The sequence below is a fragment of the Paenibacillus sp. JT22N7 genome (genome assembly GCF_059383875.1).
Genome location: NZ_JBXENY010000014.1, coordinates 64,724 through 83,212 on the forward strand (window position 1 = coordinate 64,724; position 18,489 = coordinate 83,212).

The following is an 18,489-nucleotide window of genomic DNA, read 5'->3' on the forward strand; positions in this document are numbered from 1 at the left end:
ATCTATGCCAGAGCAAGCTTCTTTCTGATTTCAAGTGCTGCTTATATTCAAGTTCTACTTAATAAAACCAAGCAGCATTTCGCGAATGACCTTCGCCGCAACGATTTGCGTTTGCTCCGTCGGGTCGTAAGCTGGCGCTACCTCGACAAGGTCGCAGCCCACAACGTTCACACCGGAAGCCGCGATAGCGTGAACCGCTTCGATCAGCTCTTTCGATGTGATGCCGCCTGCTTCTGCTGTGCCCGTGCCCGGCGCTGCCGAAGGATCAAGCACATCGATGTCGATCGTCAAGTAAACCGGACGTCCTGCCAGCTCCGGAAGCACTTTTTTCAAAGGCTCCAGCACCTCGAACGGGTGGAAATTAATGTTCTCGCGAGCATATTGGAACTCCTCGCGCGAGCCCGAACGAATACCGAATTGGTAAATGTTTTTGCCGCCAAGCAGTCCTGCTGCTTTGCGCAGCGGCGTGGAGTGCGACAAAGGCTCGCCTTCGTAGCTTTCACGCAGATCCGCATGCGCATCAAAATGAATGATCGCAAGATCCGGATATTTCGCATACACCTCTTGGAAAATCGGCCAAGATACGAGATGCTCGCCGCCCATTCCGACTGGCATTTTGCCATCGTTCAGTACGCCGCGCACAAATTCGCCGATGATTTCAAGGCTGCGTGCCGCGTTGCCGAATGGCAGCAGCAGGTCGCCTGCATCGAAGTATTCAATCTCTTCGAGGCTGCGGTCAAGATACGGGCTGTATTCTTCCAGGCCAATCGATACTTCGCGAATGCGCGGAGGGCCGAAGCGCGAGCCTGGACGGAAGCTGACGGTGAAATCCATCGGCATGCCGTAGATGACTGCTTTGGAAGCCGCATAATCCTCAGAGCTCAGGATGAAGACGTTGCCGGAATATTTTTGATCGAGTTTCATGAGGGCTTGTCCTCGCTTTCTGTACGTTTGCTTATTTAATCAGGTCTTCCACAAATTTAGGCAGCACGAATGCCGCTTTGTGAAGGCGCGGAGTGTAATATTTCGTTTCGATCTCGGCGATTGACGCTTCGTCAACCTCAAGCGGATCGTATTTTTTGCTGCCCAGCGTAAATGTCCACAGGCCGCTTGGATACGTAGGAATGTTCGCACCGTATACACGCACGATTGGGAACACTTCTTTCACATCCTTGTTGACGCTTTGGATCAGGTCCGCTTTAAACCAAGGGTTGTCCGTCTGAGCAACGAAAATGCCATCTTCCTTCAGCGCTTCGTAAATGCCTTGATAGAAGCCGCGTGTGAACAGGTTGGCTGCAGGGCCAACTGGCTCTGTGGAGTCAACCATAATGACATCATACGTGTTTTTGTGATCGTGGATATGCATGAAGCCATCATTCACGATTACTTCTACGCGCGGGTTGTCCAGCTCGCCAGCAATAGTCGGCAAATATTTTTTCGAATATTCGATAACTTTGCCGTCGATGTCAACGAGGACTGCTTTTTTCACCTTAGGGTGTTTCATGATTTCGCGAATAACGCCGCCGTCGCCGCCGCCCACGACGAGCACATGCTCAGGGTTCGGGTGCGTGAACAGGATCGGGTGAGCAACCATCTCGTGGTAAACGAACTCATCCTTCACTGTCGTCATAACCATGCCATCCAATACGAGCATCGTTCCGAATTCTTCCGTCTCAATCATATCGAGCTTTTGAAAGTCTGTTTGTTCCGTAACATAAGTTTCTTTAATCTTCGCCGTAATGCCGAAGCTGTCAGTTTGTTTCTCCGTGTACCACAATTCCATAGCGTGATATCCCTTCTTTCCGTCAATGGTTCAATCTGTATTATAGTAGAACGAGGTCAAAAAGCAACCTTTTAAACCATATCCGCCCAAAAAATTAACACTCCGCTAACATAGGATGAATATAGCCTCCCTGCTTTTTCCATACTAATGAGGAATGATCGTTCATCCGAAGGGAGCACGCTCCATGAACAAGCACAAAATCAAGCCCGCCAAGCCGTCCTTAAGACGCAAGCTTTCTGCGTTTTCTGAACGGTTTTTCCCTAGACTCCACCAGCGTCCAAACTTGAACCGAAACCGGCGCACACAAGCGGCCCCAGCATCCGCACAGCAAGCATCCCGGCATCAGACGCCCCAGCATCAGGTACCCGGAATGGTCCAGCAGCCTACAGCCTTTTATCGATTTAAAAAATGGGCGGGGCGGCTCGCCGCGCTGTTTCTGCTGCTGACCGCCTGCTTTGTCGGTGCACTGCTGTATTTAAGCATGCAGTCGCTGCCTGCGGCATCCATAAGCCAAACTTCCCAAATGCTCGACCTGCATGGCCAGGTTATCGATACATTCCATACGGGCGAAAATCGCCGTTCCGTCCCGCTCGATCAAATATCCCCCAATCTGGTGAAGGCGACCATTGCAATTGAAGACAGGCGCTTCTACGACCACCCTGGCTTCGACATCAAAGGGCTGGGACGCGCCATCGTGGCGAATACCGTTTCGTTATCAGCCAAGCAAGGCGCCAGCACGCTGACGCAGCAGCTCGCCCGCAATTTGTATTTAACGCATGAGAAAACGTGGCAGCGCAAATTCAAAGAAGCGATCTATACGATTCAGCTGGAGATGCATTATTCCAAGGACGAAATTTTGGGCCTCTATTTGAACCAAATCTATTACGGGCATGGCGCGTATGGCATTGAGGCGGCAGCGTCGTTGTATTTTAATAAGAAAGCATCGGAATTGACGCTCGCCGAAAGCGCCATGCTGGCCGGCATTCCGAAGGGTCCCAAATACTATTCCCCATACATGGATATGAAAAACGCCAAGGACAGGCAGCTTACCATTTTGTCCATTATGGCCGAGGATGGTGTGATTTCGAAGATGGAAGCGGGTAAGGCTTATAAAGAGGTGCTGCAATTCCAGCCGCTCGGAGCCGGCAACCAGACCGGATTCGCACCGTATTTTCGCGATTATGTGAAATATTTAGCCGTAGACAAGCTCGGCATCAACGAGCAGCTGCTGAACGAAGGCGGCATTACGATTTATACAACCCTTGATCCTGTGGCGCAAAATGCTGCCGAAGCCGCCGTCGACAAGGAGCTGGCGGACAGTGACGGTCAGCAAGCAGCGCTCATCTCGCTTGATCCGCGCAATGGCTACATTAAAGCCATGGTTGGCGGGAGGGATTACAAGAACAATCAATTTAACCGCGTATTTGCGGATACACGCCAGCCCGGCTCTTCTTTCAAGCCGATTGTTTATTTAACCGCGCTCCAAAACGGGCTGTTGACGCCCATTTCACGCTTCAAAAGCGAGCCGACCTCCTTCATCTATGATGAGGGACGCAAAGTGTATAAGCCGAGCAATTACAATGACAAGTACACCAATGACTTTATTACGATGCGGCAGGCGATTGCCAGCTCCGATAACATTTACGCTGTAGATACGATTATGGCGGTCGGCGCGGACAAAGTCATTGAGACGGCGCGCAAGCTGGGCATAACCAGCCCGATGAGCCCGCTGCCATCGCTCGCGCTGGGCACCTTCCCGGTCAGCCCCTACCAGATGGCTTCGGCTTTCGCTGTGCTGGCTAACGGCGGCAAACGGGTAGAACCGATCGCTATTACAAGAATAGAGGATCGCAGCGGACACATCTTATATGAAGCGAAGCAACAAGCCGAGCAGGTTGTCGATCCCGCAAATGCGTTCGTATTGACCAGCCTGATGGAGAGTGTCTTCGATACCGGAGGTACAGGAAATCGGGTAGCGGCCATGATTAAACGGCCTGTCGCTGGCAAAACAGGCACGACCGCTAATGATGCTTGGCTCGTTGGCTATACGCCAGAGCTGGCTACAGCAGTCTGGACGGGCTTTGACAAAGGCCGCAAGCTGACCGTTGCCGAGGCGCACCGCGCAGCGCCGATTTTCGCCGCCTATACCGAACAGGCGCTGTCGGCGGTTCCGCCGAAAATTTTTCCGATACCGGAGGATGTCGTCAGCGTCTACGTCGATCCCGCCAGCGGCAAGCTGGCAGAAGCCACCTGCTCGGCGAAGCAGCTCGAATATTTCGTCAAAGGCACAGAACCTGTCGAAGTATGCGGCGAAGCATCGGGAGAGCCCGGGGACACCTCCGTTCAGGGAACAGGAGAGAGCAAAGCTGCCGAGGAGCGAAAATCCTGGTGGAATGATTTGAAGCGCTGGTGGCAGCACGACTAATACAAAAACCTAAAAGTAAAGGCACTTCCCCTAATTTTGTCGGAAATTTGATCAAATCGTGAATTTTCTTTGAACATTTCGCATAAAGTGTGTTATAATGAGTGCAAGAAAGCACTTACAAGTAAACGGGGTGTTTATAATGACAACGAAAACAGCAACAATCAGCGACGTTAAATCTGCAACTGCAGCTAGTGTGAAACGTTTAGTAACCGCAATGACCATCATCGCTTGGACCGTTCTCTCAGTAGGCGTAGTCCTTTGCTTAATAAATCTCAGCCACTTCAGCGATAAGAACGTATGGCTTATGGTCGGGCTCGGATTTATGGTAGGCAGCGTATTTATCTACACCATTGGCACTGCCATTGGCCTTGTGCATGCAAGACGGGCCCAGCAGGCTGAAGAAGAACAGAAGTAACCGTGCTGAAGCAGCACAGCCATTGAGAACGTACAATTTAAAGCCTCACCGTCGATTTGACAGTGAGGCTTTTTATTTTTTTCAACCTATTTAATGCAGCCATAATTATGACGATAGGATTCATGCAGCAGGACAAGCCTTAGCCCGCGCAAACCGCCAAAGGACGGAGATATCCGTTTCACCTTAGATAAAGCCGGAGCTTTTTAGAGAGCCCGACAAAGACAATTGTCGAACTGGTGAACTTTCTATTACAAAAAAAAGACGAATTGTTGACGTAATTGTTAAGTCAGCAGTTATTCTCCGTAACTTCTGCTAATGTTAAGGCTAAGAGTATATCCAAGGAGTTGAACCATTTGAGACGTTATATTCGTGTATTGACACCCCTGCTCATCATGCTGATGGCCGTTCTTCTCTCTGGCTGCGGCGAGCAGTATCTGGTGCTCGATCCAAAAGGGCCAATTGGCGAGAGCCAGAAGGATTTGATTTATTTTTCAACGATCCTCTGTCTGGTTATTGTCGTGCCCGTTCTGATCTTGACCGGCTACATCGTATGGCGCTACCGTGACAAAAAAGGCAACAACGCTCCCTACCAGCCGAACTGGAATCACAGCACGAAGCTGGAGATTATTTGGTGGAGTATTCCAATTGTAGTTATCGCTATTCTGGCAATCGTAACGGTCAAGTATTCGTATGAGCTGGAGCCATCCAAGCCGATTGCTTCCGCGAAAGCACCGATAACGATTGAAGTGACCTCGCTGGATTGGAAATGGCTGTTCACGTACCCGGAAGAGGGCATATCTACAGTCAACTACCTTCAAATTCCAGAGGGCACTCCGATTCAGTTCAGACTGACTTCGGATACGGCGATGAATTCGTTCTGGATTCCGCAGCTGGGCGGCCAAATTTATACGATGTCCGGCATGGCTATGACGCTTTATCTGCAAGCAGATGAGATTGGCAATTATTATGGCTCGGGCGCCAACTTCACTGGGGAGCATTTTGCCCAAATGACCTTTAATGTGAAGGCAACTTCCGAGGATGATTATAAAGCGTGGGTTCAAGAGGTGAAGACAACCGCTCCAGCGCTGACACAAGAAGGCTTTGAGAAGCTTACTGAGCCAAGCGTTGAGACGGTGCAATCGTTCTCCTCCTTCCCTGAAGGACTGTTCCAGAAAGTCGTGATGCAATACATTGGCGAAGGCGGCTCTGCCCATCATCATGGCGGCTCCACAGCTACAGAAGAAGACACCAACAAGGATCACGACATGGATATGAGTGATATGGACATGAAAGATATGGACGGCATGGATATGAATCATGACCAAGAATCTTCAACGAACGAGCATTCACACTAAACACAAGACGAAAGGAGACGCCGCATGTTTCAGAATCTAATCGATTTCTTGCTCAATGATTTTTTCATCACTGGCGACCCGCTCATACTTGGAGCACAGGTATCCATCGGCTTGTCCATGGTTGCCGTCGTTTTCGCCCTATCGTATTTCAAAAAATGGCGCTGGCTATGGACGGAATGGCTGACCACCGTCGATCATAAACGGATCGGCATTATGTATATTATCGCGTCGATTCTCATGCTTTTCCGTGGTGGCGTCGATGCCCTGCTGATGCGGGTGCAGCTCGCTGTGCCGCAGGTAGAGTTCCTCCACGCCGATCACTATAATGCGATCTTTACAACGCACGGCGTTATTATGATTTTATTTATGGCGATGCCACTTATGTTCGGCTTATTCAATATCGTTGTGCCGCTGCAAATCGGCGCGCGCGACGTCGCCTACCCGTTCCTGAACTCGCTCAGCTTTTGGATGTTTTTCTTTGGCGCCATGCTGTTTAACGTTTCCTTCGTTATCGGCGGTTCGCCGGATGCAGGCTGGCTGGCCTATCCACCGCTTTCCGAGCTGTCAGGAAGCCCGGGTCTAGGACAGGATTTCTATATTTGGGGCATTCAGATTTCCGGTATTGGCTCCTTAGCCACCGGTATTAACTTTGTCGTAACGATTTTGAAAATGCGCGCACCAGGCATGAAGCTGATGAAAATGCCGATGTTTGTCTGGTCCGTACTTTCCTCGTGTATTACAATTATGTTTGCTTTCCCAATCTTGACCGTTACTTTGTTCCTGCTGTTTATTGACCGCTACTTCGGCGCTCACTTCTTTACGCTCGATGGCGGCGGCAACCCGATGATGTATATCAACCTCATCTGGATGTGGGGACATCCCGAAGTATATATCGTTATTTTGCCGGCGTTCGGTATTTTCTCCGAAGTCGTATCGGCTTTCTCGAAGAAAAAGCTGTTCGGTTACAAATCCATGGTATTCGCCCTGATGTCGATTAGCTTCTTCTCGTTCTTTACATGGGCGCATCACTTCTTCACCATGGGTTCCGGCGCGAACGTCAATGCTTTCTTCGCCGTAACGACGATGCTGATTGCCATTCCTACAGGGGTTAAAGTATTTAACTGGCTGTTTACGATGTACCGAGGCAAGCTGACGTTCCCAACGCCGATGCTTTGGACGATCGCCTTTATTCCTTGCTTTATCGTCGGCGGTATGACCGGGGTTATGCTCTCTGTCGCGCCTGCTGACTTCCAGTTCCACAACAGTTACTTCCTGATTGCCCACTTCCACCAAGTGCTGATCGGGGGCGTCGTATTCGGTTACTTCGCCGGACTTTACTACTGGTGGCCTAAGATGTTCGGCTTCAAGCTGCATGAAGGCCTTGGAAAATGGGCATTCTGGCTGTGGAACATCGGTTTCTACGTTTGTTTCATGCCGCAGTACGCGCTTGGCTTGATGGGGATGACCCGTCGTTTCAACGAATACAACTTTGATATGGGCTGGCAGCCGCTTAACATCGTCTCTACTGTCGGCGCGTTTATTATGGGTCTGGCGTTCCTGTTCCAAGTATGGCAAATCGCGCACAGCATCAAGTTTTACAAAAAAGAGCCAACCGGCGATTCATGGGATGGCCGTACGCTGGAATGGTCGATTCCATCTCCTGCACCGCTTTATAACTTTGCAAGAGTTCCGGTTGTAGACAGCGAGGATGCTTGGTGGGAAGAGAAGCAGCGTTTGGCAAATGGCGGAAAGCCTAAGCCGCTTGCTCCACTTGAACCGATTCATATGCCGAAAAACTCTGCCATTCCATTTTTGATTTCCGTTTCCTTCTTCGTTATGGGCTTCGGGTTCGTCTGGGATTGGAAATGGATGATTATACCTGGCGCAATCGGCGTTGCCATTTGCATGCTGGCGCGTTCCTTCAGCTACGATACCGACTACTACATTCCTGTAGATGAGATCGAGCGGACGGAAGCCGCATTAGGAGGGACAAAATAATGGCACAAGCAGTAACCGGTCATGATAAGCACGGCCATGGCGGCCACGGTCATCATGACGAGCACCATGAGCATGAACATGAATCACTCAAAACATTCGGCTTCTGGATGTTTCTAATTACCGACGTTATTTTGTTCGGTACGTTATTTGCAACATTTGTCGTACTTCGACTCAGCACGGATGGCGGCCCTACGGCCGACGAAATGTTCAAGATGCCTGGCGTTATCGCCGAAACGTTCATCTTGCTTACAAGCAGCTTTACAAGCGGTATCGCAGTGCTTCAAATGCACAGAGGCAATAAGAAAGGCCTTATTGGCTGGCTCGCCGTTACCGCAGTTCTCGGTCTTGCCTTCATCTATTTGGAGGTCAGCGAGTTTATTGAGCTGGTACACGAAGGCGTAACAATTGGCACTAGCGCTTACTGGTCTGCTTTCTTCACACTTGTCGGTACGCACGGTCTTCACGTTTCGGTCGGTATCGTATGGATGACCGCGCTGATGATTCAATTGTACCGTCGCGGCATTACGCCAGTAACACAGCGCAAGGTTAATATTATTAGCTTGTACTGGCACTTTTTGGACGTCGTTTGGATTTTCGTCCTTACGGTCGTCTATCTGATGGGGGTGATGTAGCATGGATAACCACAACTCGCATTCCCCGTCTCATGAATCACATGGTTCCATGAGGTCCTATGTCATCGGGTTTGTATTGTCGATTATTTTGACGATTATCCCGATTGTCATCGTCATGAACGATATGCTGAGCAAGAAGCTTACGATAATCGTCATTCTGATTATGGCAGCCTTGCAATTCGTCGTTCAATTGTTCTTCTTCATGCATTTAAGAGACGAGGAAAAGCCGCGTTACAACACGATGGCACTTATATTCGGGCTCGTCATCTTGCTCACCATCGTTGCAGGCTCTATCTGGATTATGTCCTACAACGTTGTAGGTTAGCTTACGCATAACAACAAGAACCCCCGATGGCGCTCCCTGAGTGCCGGCGGGGGTTCTTGTTGTTTCGCTTTATTTTCCAATAGGGCTATAGTACACTTGGAATAGCTTTTAGCCTGATTAGACAGCTGCTACGCTGTGTCTCTACAATCATTTTAGGAGGAACCCTTTACATGTTGAAAATGAAAAGCACCAAAAAAGCTTTTTCGCTGCTTCTGCTTCTGGCAGCCATGATGCTTGTTATATCCGCTTGCGGCGCAGGAAGCGGTACAGGCAGCAATTCCAGCTCAGGAGCCGCTGGATCGGCAGCTAACGTGTCCAGCGAGTCTTCGGCACCTGCTGCATCGGCTGAGCCTTCATCCAGCCCATCAGCCAATCTGCTTGACTCGGACAAGCATCCGGTCGTAACGATTCAGATGAGCAATGACACCTACATTAAAGTTGAGCTGTATCCGGAAATTGCACCGAATACAGTTGACAATTTTATATCGCTCGTCCAAAAAGGCTATTATGACGGGTTGATTTTTCACCGTGTCATTCAAGGTTTTATGATTCAAGGCGGCGATCCGGATGGAACAGGCGCCGGCGGCCCTGGCTATTCGATTCCAGGGGAATTCACGTCAAACGGCTTTCAAAATGATTTGAAGCACACGCGCGGCGTGATCTCCATGGCGAGAACGGGCGAACCGAACTCCGCTGGCTCCCAATTTTTCATTATGGTAGCGGATGCGCCAACGCTTGATAACGAATATGCTTCCTTCGGCGCCGTTATTGAAGGCATGGATGCGGTTGATCAAATCGTCAACCAGCCGACCAACAGCCAGGATCGTCCGAACGAGCCGCTTTCGATGACGAAAGTGACCGTTGACTTGAAAGGCATGACGTTCGAGGAGCCGGAAAAAACGAAATAGTTTTTGATAGGTGCATTGTATATTGTATCTGCCTTGCAACAAGGAAAGAGGCTAGCGCTGGGCGCTAGCCTCTTTATTTGTGCCAACAGAGTCGCCTTCAACCAGCGTCACATAAATCCGCTCGTTCTCGACCGGCTCTCCGGCTATGATTTTCAGCAGCTGCTCCGATGCAAGCGCTCCCCATTTATGTTTGGAATAATCAATCGTGGCCAGCTTTGGCTGCATATACGAGGCCAGCTCCACATTGTCAAAACCGATAATATGAATATGCTCGCCTACGACATAGTCTGTCTGGGATACATAGTTGTGCACGCCAATCGCCATTTCATCGTTCATGCAAAAAACAGCAGCAGGCCCCGTGTATTCAGCTAATATTTTTTTAGCTGCTTCCTCGCCGGATTCCTTGCGGAAGCTGCCTTCAATGGCTTCAAACGTCAAGTCATCGCAGCGCTCCACCGCCTGCTTGACCGCTTGCAGCCGCTGACCTGCGTCATAAGACTCTTCCGGCCCCATAATCGCATAGATTTTGCGAAAGCCCCGATCCAGCAAATGCTCCATCGCAAGTGTAGCTCCTGCCTTGTTATCAAGCAGTACCTGATTAATATTCGGGTGGTTCAGCTCGCGGTCGAGCACAACTACTTTATGCCCCAGCTCCGCGTACCGCAGCAGCTCTGTGCTATCGAACGTGGCATCGAGCACAATTGCACCGTCAATCATCCGCTCTGGAAGCATGCGATGCGAACGCTTGCCGCTGCATACAATCGTATCATAGCCTTTGCGGTGCAGCATTTCATTCACCCCTTGCAGCAAATCCCCATAAAAGGCCCCACTGAAGTCGGTCAAATATACGCCAATAATTTTAGTCTCGCGCGTCTTAAGCGTACGGGCAGCCGCGTTCGGCACGTAGTTCAACTCTTTGGCTATAGCTAAAATTTTGGCACATGTCTCCGACGTCACCTTCGGGCTGCCGTTCAGCGCGTAGGAAACCGTCGATATCGAGACACCAGCTTTCTTAGCGATATCTTTAATACTGACCACTGCACTCTCTCCAATCTGTTGCTTCAAGCGTAAACGGCTTTAGCTACCTATGGTAGCAAAGCTCGTTTCGCGTAGAAATATAAGCCTAATAATAAGAGGTTCCCCTTATTATCCTTAGATTTCAAGCGTAAACGGCTTTAGCTACCTATGGTAGCAAAGCTCGTTTCGCGTAGAAATATAAGCCTGATAATAAGAGTTCTCCTTATTACCCTTAGATTTCAAGCGTAAACGGCATACGATACCTTCGGTAATTTTTGCTCGTTTCGCGTAAAAATATAAACCGAGATTATATAAAAGCCTATTAAAGGCATTTAAACTTATAAACACTTATATTTTAAAATATTCCTGATTAATTAACTATATCATAACAGATTAAAGTTGCCTCGACTTATGTGCATACGGCGATCCGAAACGAATCGCCGTACACTTAGTCCTTACATGAAAATGTCGATAATCGTCGTTTCACCTGTTTGATGCTGCTTCAGTAGCTGCGGAGAAATTTCCAAACCGCCCGCACGATAACGATTGGAGCCGAGTACAGCTGCCATTTCATTACCATTTATTTTCACACTTTTCACAGTCGCATCGCTATCGGCATTCAAATGGTAAACGAAGGTAATCGGAGCGCCCTGATATTCGAAATCGAATTGCAGGCCATCCAACGACTGTGGCAGCACCGGATCAACGATCAGCTTATTTTCCACTTGGCGGATACCAAGCACGTTTGCTATAAGCTGGTTCATATAAATCCCCGGTCCGCTGGAATAAATTCTCCATCCGCCTTTAACCGGAGCAGAGCCATCACGCAGCTGTGCAAAACGATCCTGCGCCTCATAACGCGTATTAAATTTGCCATCCGAGCTGCTGAAATAAGAATTGCTTTGGCGAAGCTCCGCATTAGGCACAGCATCCTTCAAACCAATCGGGTTGATGATTGTAAGTCCATTCCATGCTTCATCTACCTTGCCGAGCTTAGCCATTGCTTCTACATACCGGATATGGGCATGTACATATTGCAGCCCTACCTCGCGTCCAAAGTTCGCCGCCTGCTCAGCGCGCTTGAAATGCGTGCTTACACCACCGGTATATTTCGCCGGACGGTTCATCAGCCGGACGCCATCCGGGCAGTAAAGCTCGCGCTTGATAAGCGCATAATGCGACTCGGCCTGCTCAGCTGTAAGCAGCTCAGCAATCATGCTGCGGGTCATCGGAAGCAGGCGGTATTGTATGCCTGTTACCGCATCCGATGGATGCAGCATCAGTTCCGCTTTATCTGGCTGCTCCATGTACAAGAAGCCAGGAATAACATCGGTTTGCAGCATATAACGATTGAAATCTGCTTCAATGCCCGCACTCAATGCTCCGAGCTCTGCCGCCCACTCTTTATTGTGCGTCTGCATGGCCGCAGACAGGTGCGTAAACACCTGGTACGTCAGCGCTACTGTCCAGCTGCTCACCATATACTGCTTAAGCTGGGCGTTGGCAGGCTGCAGCGTGTCATCCCAATCGCCATCGCCGTAGGAGGACAAATGGGTGTCATGCAGGAAATGTCCCTTAATATAGGCGATTTCCTTCTGCGCATGTTCAAGCAGCGATGCCGTATGCGATGTGAAAGCAAAACCTTCTTTCGTCGTATAAGGGATCTGCTCCTCCAGCACGGAATAATCCTGCGTCGCAGTCAAATAGTCGCTCAGTACCTTGAGCGGCCATACGATAATATCGCCGTGGCTTTCTTCCTGCTGTATATTCACGTAGTTGTCGAACATAAACCATTGCGGCCAATTGCCGTCTTCCTCATACTGATGGGAAAATACCGTCAGCAATATTTCGCGAACTGCGCCGTAATTTTGCATCGCCATAAAATATTCGGTCGGCCCTTGGCAAACATCTCGTGTTCCCCATGCAGCGCCGCCATATTGCTCTAGCCCGTGCGGTACCGAATAATGGACGAGCATATTGTGTGTGTACCACCATGCCAGCGTATTGAACTTGTCTACTTCAGCGGTATTGCCGCCTTTTTGCGTCAGCTCAAATCCATTCATCACCCGCTTGTAAAAAGCACGGTAAGCCTGTGCCTGCACTTCTGCATCCTCTACGCTAACGGTTGCCGCTGGAAGCTCTTCGCCTTGCAGCAAGCCCTGCACCGTAGCCGTCCATTCGCTGCTTGCGCCTAGCTCCAGAACGACTAGCGATGCGCCGCCAGACTCCATTCCCGTTACGAGCTTTTGCTCATCCGCAACAGTCATCTCCGCTCCATCCACACGCAGACGGTAGCGAAGCTTCGGATATACACTTGCGCTCAGCGCCGCCGAATCGGCCGTAAATTCAAGCCAATCCTGATTTTTGTTCATTTGATACGGCAAAATATATTCATTATCATTCATCAACACTTGGTTCGTGACCAGATAACGGTACTTTCTTCCGCTTGTCGAGCGAACATGCATCCGAACTTCCGGCGTGTCTACGGTTGTATAGTTCGTAATGATGATGAGATCATCGGACGTTTTGTAATACCATTTTGCAAAGTTAAAGCCCATTTCAAACATCGAAGGCATCGTAAGCAGACGATATACGCCATCCAGCTCTACATAAATGCGCTGTCCCGACGTTTTCGGCACATTCAGCGCGTTGCGGGCATTCGTCACCCATTTGTGGAACGTCGTGTTGCCTACAACCAGCTGCGAATTGAACAGGCCGTACATATACGAGGTCGTCGTCAGCACATGCGTGTGCAAGTGGTCATTGCCGCCCGTCATTAGAATATGGCCATGCGGACGCTCAACGAGCAGCTCTTTTTCCTTTAATACAACATGCTCATGGGTCGCAGTGAAAAAAGAAAGCAGAGACTCTCCCACATACTCCTCCTGCGAGCGTTCAGGGAACAAGCCGTTAATCTCTTCCGCCGTCATCGATACCGTTTGTAAAGGGGAACCAATAGCCTCCGCTTTGCGTACCGGATTCGCATCTTGCGATTGTAAAGCAGGCGCAGCACAAACTTGCTCCCACGCTTGCTGCACTTCCGCCGTAAAGGCTAGCGACGTTACAGCCTCAGGATGATTGGCTTTAAACAAGCCGTAAAAAACAACATTCTGCTCGCCGTCCACCTTAACAAGCGGTGTTTGCAAAGCTGTATATGCAAATTCATATTGGTAAACTTCATTAGCCAATGATGGCTTGGTCAATGCTTCAGCAATATCCGTTTCCTTATAGCTCAAGCCATAGAACTGGAAGCCGTCTGTCGAATAGCCAGCCACCCCTGTCCATGCCCCTTGCTGCAAATAAGGGAAGCTGCCGCTTTGCGGCATATTTTGGCGGGAACAGACGACATAACCGCGCTGCCCGTCCTCAAATACGGAGTGGTCAATGTATTGCGATTGATAAGCTTCATTGCTGCGAACAGCAGCTTGGTCAGCCAGCCCGATATCTTGACCGTAGATCACATCCACCGTCTCGCCATTGCCAACTACATTTACATCCCAGAACCATACGCCTGCTTCCGACAGTAGGAAACGAACTTGGTAACGAACGCCCTCCGCTTCTCCTGCCCATACGACTTGATTTGCACTATAGGAGACACGGCTATTCGATCGCACACCAAGCAGTGGAAAGGCTGCAATGCCCGATTCACGATGCAAACGCAAATATATATTATTGAGTGAACCGTCTACCGCATTGGATAGAAGCTGATTAATCATCGTGTTGTTGTGGGTAATTTGATAAAGATCGCCGCTGCTGAGAAAGGTGAATGCTAATGGCCCGGCCTCTACTCGAAAGCTGCTTGTGCTTGCTGCTGTCATGTTCATCACTCACTTTCCTGACTTTTTTAAAATATAAGAATTTATAAGTTTCACCCTTATAATCAGCTTATATTTCACCGCGAAACGGTAGCATTGCCGCCAGAGGACGGCTTCAGTCGTTTACGCTTGCTTATTTGTATACATAGGCTTTCATCAATAAACGCATAATAAACAGCTGATACCAGCGAAGTTGATGCAGATTGACGGCATTTGCCGAAATCAATCGAAACGTTTCTATTTTACAACTAAAAGGATTATAGAACGTTTTCAACTTCCCGTCAATTGCTCCCATTACCCGAATTTTATATAAGTGAAACGTTTCTATTATCATTTTAACGCCCCAGAAGTAAATTTCAATAGCCAAAAAAAATGTGTTGAATACGATTACATTCTGTTTTATAATGACATCGAAACGTTTCTATAGTCACTAGCATCTTCTGATGCAATCGCGTATAATCTAAAATCGAAACGTTTCTATGTTTCATAAGGCTTATATATTAAGGGGAGCTTTTCAGGAATATGAGAGGGGGGGCATGTCGCTTAAGGGATATGTTCAGAAGGAAGCCAGCTGCTTTAATGACAACACCATTGCATAAACCGACAACAATAGAGTCATCATTTACTTAAGCTACTGCACCTTAAATTACTGCTTCTTAAAGAGAGGAAGATTGGAATGTTTAATAAATCCGTTAAAACTGCACTTATCAGCACCATGCTGCTTTCAGGTATTTTGACAGCGTGCTCATCCAATAATACAAATACAACTGGCGAAGCCGCTACTGGCGATCAGCCTGTCACCATTAAAGTTTGGGGCATGGGCGACCAAGAGCAGACGCTCAAAACGATTTCCGAGCAATTCGAAACAGACAATCCGAACATTAAAGTAGATGTGCAAGTTATTCCTTGGGGCTCGGCGCATGACAAGCTGCTGACAGCTGTTGCTTCCAAATCCGGTCCTGACGTGCTGCAAATGGGTACTTCCTGGATGCCGGAATTTGCAAATGCGGGCGCTTTGCTTGATTTGACGCCTTACATCGACCAATATCCTGAATTTAAACCGGAGAACTTTTTCGACGGTATCGTAAATACAACGCAATTTGACGGCAAAACGTTCGGTATTCCTTGGTATGCTGAAACTCGCGTCCTGTTCTACCGTACTGACCTGCTGAAAGAAGTAGGCTATGACAAAGCGCCTGCTACTTGGGATGAGCTGAAGGATGCAGCAACGAAGCTGACTGCACGCGGCGAAGGCAAATACGGCATTGACCTCGTTCCAGGCGAGCCGACGCTGGGTATTATGTTTGCCCGCCAGAACGGTTCCAAGATTTTTGATGAGCAAAATAAACCTTTGTTCAATCAACCGGAATTCGTTGACGCTGTAAAATATGTAGGCAGCTTCTATCAAGAGAAGCTTTCTCCTGTAGATCTTGGCATTGATGCCGTTCAAGGCTTTGCTGGCGACGGTGTTATCCCGATGTTCATCAGCGGACCTTGGATGATCAAGCCAATTAAAGAGCAAGCGCCTGATATCGAGGGCAAATGGGCAACAGCCGTTCTTCCATCCGGTTCTGCGAACAACAACTCGATTCTTGGCGGTTCTGATCTGACTGTATTCAAATACAGCAAAAACCAAGAAGCGGCAGTTAAGTTTATTGCCTACATGAGCAAACCAGAAGTTCAGTTGAAATGGAAAGAGCTGTCCGACGCGCTTCCAGCTGTACAAAGCGTATGGCAGGATGCTTCCATGACTGCTGATCCTAACCTTCAAGTTATCGGGGAGCAGCTCAAGCATGCTGAAGCAACGCCAGCTCTCACCGCTTATGACCAAATTTCGCAAAAATATGTATCACACTTTGAGCAAATTTATCGCGCTAACGCTGACGTGCAGACGGAAATGGACGCTTTGAACGTTGAAGCCGAAAAATTAATTAAATAATCTTTTAGCCGGCAGCTGCTTTTGGGTAGGGTTGCCGGTTATCCCTATTATTGTCCATTTGCGCTCAAGCGTAAATTTAAAGGATGTGACTTAGCCGATGAAAGGCATATTGAATAATAAAACCCCTTATTTCTTTATTGCGCCAACTTTGATTTTGCTTGCTATGTTCTCCCTGCTGCCCATTGTTATTGCGCTGGTCATCAGCTTCACAGATATGGATCTCGCCGGCCTTGCCGATGTATCCAACATTTCATTTGTGGGCATGCAAAACTACTTGGACGTATTGACTGATCCCTTATTTCTCCAAGCGATTACCAACACGCTTTATTATGTCATTATTGGCGTTCCGTCCGTTATCGCCCTATCGCTAGCGATTGCGCTGCTGATTAACTTCGGCAAATCAAAAGTATTTACAACGTTCCGCGTTATTTACTATTTGCCGTCCGTAACCAACGTCGTTGCCGTTGCGGTCGTATGGACTTATTTGTACAACCCATCGCTTGGCTTGTTCAACTATTTGCTGAACCTTGTGCATCTTCCAGATGTCCAGTGGCTCCAGCATCCGATTATCGCTAAAATCTCGCTGATCATTCTTGCCTTATGGCGGGCGATCGGTCTGAATATGCTTATTTTTATCGCGGCTATCAAGGGCATTCCACGCTCTTATTATGAAGCTGCACAAATTGACGGAGCTAGCAACTGGCAGCAAATGCGGACGATTACGCTTCCGCTGTTGCGTTATGCTATTTTCTTCGTTTCCATCACCACAATGATTGGCTGGATTCAATTTTTCGAAGAGCCGCTCATTATGACCAAAGGCGGGCCGCTTAACGGCACGATGTCCGTAGCCTTGTTCATTTACAACAACGGCTTCCAATACAGCAAATTCGGATATGCTGCGGCAGGATCCTTTATACTATTTATTTCCATAATCGTCATTACGCTCATTCAATTTAAGTTCCAGAACAAGGAAACAGATGTTTAAGGAAAGGAGAGGGGAATAATTATGGCACCGAAAACAAAAAGCGGCACAGCCCTTCAATGGCTGCTCGGCATTTTGCTGACTGGCGGCGGGATAGTAATGATGCTTCCGTTCGTATGGATGATTATGTCGGCATTCAAAACGGAAAGCGAGGTAAAGCAGCTGCCTCCAACACTGTGGCCGAAAAATATTACGTTCGAAAACTTTAGCAATCTGTTCGTCAATATGCATTTTGGCACGTATTTGAGCAATACGCTGCTGATTGTCTTTTTCTCCTTTATCGGCTTGTTCCTGAACGCAATGGCTGGTTATGCATTCGCCAAGTTCAAGTTCAAAGGCAAAGATAAGCTGTTCTATCTCGTACTCGCTACGATGATGATTCCCGGCCAGGTGACGATGATTCCTGTTTACCTGCTGCTCAATGAAATGCATCTGACGAATACGATGGTCGGCATCGTGCTTCCGGGCTTTGTCGGCGCATTTGGCATCTTCCTGTTTCGCCAGTTTATGTCCACGATTCCCGACGAGCTGCTGGAGGCGACCCGGTTGGATGGGGCAAGCGAAGTGCGCACCTTCTTTCAAATCGTGCTTCCGATCTCCAAAGCCATTCTTGCGATTCAAGGCATTCTGACGTTTATCGGCGGCTGGAACAGCTTCCTATGGCCGCTCATTATCGCCAATGACGAGAAGCTTTACACGCTATCCGTCGGGCTGGCTTTGCTTAAGGGAGAGCATGGCAGCAACTATGCTTTGCAAATGGCAGGCTCCACATTTATGGTACTGCCAGTCGTTATCGTATTTATTTTCTTCCAGAAGCAAATTATTGAGAATTATTCGATTTCCGGCATTAAATAAACGCAGCAGCTTTCACGATGTGAATAGGCTATCAAGAGTG

14 protein-coding genes are annotated in these 18,489 nt (G+C 48.6%); 10 read left to right on the forward strand and 4 right to left on the reverse strand.

The features are described 5' to 3' along the window. Positions 1-54: 54 nt before the first annotated feature. Both speB and speE read right to left on the reverse strand, forming a co-directional pair. Positions 55-924 (reverse strand): agmatinase, encoded by an 870-nt coding sequence (gene speB, locus AC50Y5_RS29255; protein ID WP_046229589.1) that lies wholly within the window; start codon positions 922-924, stop codon positions 55-57. Between the two features lie 31 nt (positions 925-955). After that, a complete protein-coding gene (gene speE / locus AC50Y5_RS29260) occupies positions 956-1,783 on the reverse strand; it encodes a polyamine aminopropyltransferase (protein ID WP_099517729.1) in 828 nt (275 codons plus the stop codon). Between the two features lie 370 nt (positions 1,784-2,153). Between speE and AC50Y5_RS29265 the strand changes: the two genes are divergently transcribed. From AC50Y5_RS29265 to AC50Y5_RS29295, 7 genes are all read left to right on the forward strand, one after another. Continuing rightward, the gene (locus AC50Y5_RS29265) at positions 2,154-4,208 is read left to right on the forward strand and encodes a transglycosylase domain-containing protein (protein ID WP_056035222.1); all 2,055 of its coding nucleotides are present in this window, start codon (positions 2,154-2,156) and stop codon (positions 4,206-4,208) included. 139 nt (positions 4,209-4,347) lie between these two features. Next, positions 4,348-4,623: a hypothetical protein gene (locus tag AC50Y5_RS29270; protein ID WP_056035225.1), complete on the forward strand. Its 276-nt coding sequence runs from the start codon at positions 4,348-4,350 to the stop codon at positions 4,621-4,623. Between the two features lie 392 nt (positions 4,624-5,015). Further along, positions 5,016-5,978, forward strand: coding sequence for a ubiquinol oxidase subunit II (cyoA, locus tag AC50Y5_RS29275; RefSeq protein ID WP_494865037.1), 963 nt, complete (start codon positions 5,016-5,018; stop codon positions 5,976-5,978). Positions 5,979-6,002: 24 nt separating this feature from the next. Continuing rightward, complete coding sequence (locus tag AC50Y5_RS29280; RefSeq protein ID WP_056035045.1) at positions 6,003-7,976, forward strand: cbb3-type cytochrome c oxidase subunit I; 1,974 nt, start codon at positions 6,003-6,005, stop codon at positions 7,974-7,976. Beyond that, positions 7,976-8,608 carry a cytochrome o ubiquinol oxidase subunit III gene (gene cyoC / locus AC50Y5_RS29285; RefSeq protein ID WP_056035047.1) on the forward strand — a complete coding sequence of 211 codons (633 nt, stop codon included), beginning with the start codon at positions 7,976-7,978 and terminating at the stop codon, positions 8,606-8,608. The genes AC50Y5_RS29280 and cyoC overlap by 1 nt, the downstream gene beginning before the upstream one ends. Before the next feature lies 1 nt (position 8,609). Continuing rightward, positions 8,610-8,933 (forward strand): cytochrome o ubiquinol oxidase subunit IV, encoded by a 324-nt coding sequence (cyoD, locus tag AC50Y5_RS29290; RefSeq protein WP_056035051.1) that lies wholly within the window; start codon positions 8,610-8,612, stop codon positions 8,931-8,933. A 179-nt stretch (positions 8,934-9,112) separates the two neighbouring features. After that, a complete protein-coding gene (locus tag AC50Y5_RS29295; protein WP_056035227.1) occupies positions 9,113-9,841 on the forward strand; it encodes a peptidylprolyl isomerase in 729 nt (242 codons plus the stop codon). A 51-nt stretch (positions 9,842-9,892) separates the two neighbouring features. Here AC50Y5_RS29295 and AC50Y5_RS29300 read toward each other — a convergent pair whose 3' ends face one another. After that, entirely contained in the window at positions 9,893-10,879 is a 987-nt protein-coding gene (locus tag AC50Y5_RS29300; RefSeq protein WP_056035053.1) for a LacI family DNA-binding transcriptional regulator, read from the reverse strand. Between the two features lie 434 nt (positions 10,880-11,313). Further along, positions 11,314-14,676, reverse strand: a complete 3,363-nt coding sequence (locus AC50Y5_RS29305) for a GH36-type glycosyl hydrolase domain-containing protein (RefSeq protein ID WP_494865040.1) — start codon at positions 14,674-14,676, stop codon at positions 11,314-11,316. A 673-nt stretch (positions 14,677-15,349) separates the two neighbouring features. On the opposite strand from AC50Y5_RS29305, the gene AC50Y5_RS29310 reads away from it, so the two are divergent. The 3 genes from AC50Y5_RS29310 (at position 15,350) to AC50Y5_RS29320 (ending at position 18,449) form a co-directional block, all read left to right on the forward strand. Beyond that, entirely contained in the window at positions 15,350-16,612 is a 1,263-nt protein-coding gene (locus AC50Y5_RS29310) for a sugar ABC transporter substrate-binding protein (protein WP_056035058.1), read from the forward strand. A 97-nt stretch (positions 16,613-16,709) separates the two neighbouring features. Beyond that, positions 16,710-17,597, forward strand: coding sequence for a carbohydrate ABC transporter permease (locus tag AC50Y5_RS29315; protein WP_056035061.1), 888 nt, complete (start codon positions 16,710-16,712; stop codon positions 17,595-17,597). A gap of 21 nt (positions 17,598-17,618) precedes the next feature. Beyond that, positions 17,619-18,449: a carbohydrate ABC transporter permease gene (locus AC50Y5_RS29320; protein ID WP_056035064.1), complete on the forward strand. Its 831-nt coding sequence runs from the start codon at positions 17,619-17,621 to the stop codon at positions 18,447-18,449. Positions 18,450-18,489: the final 40 nt, after the last annotated feature.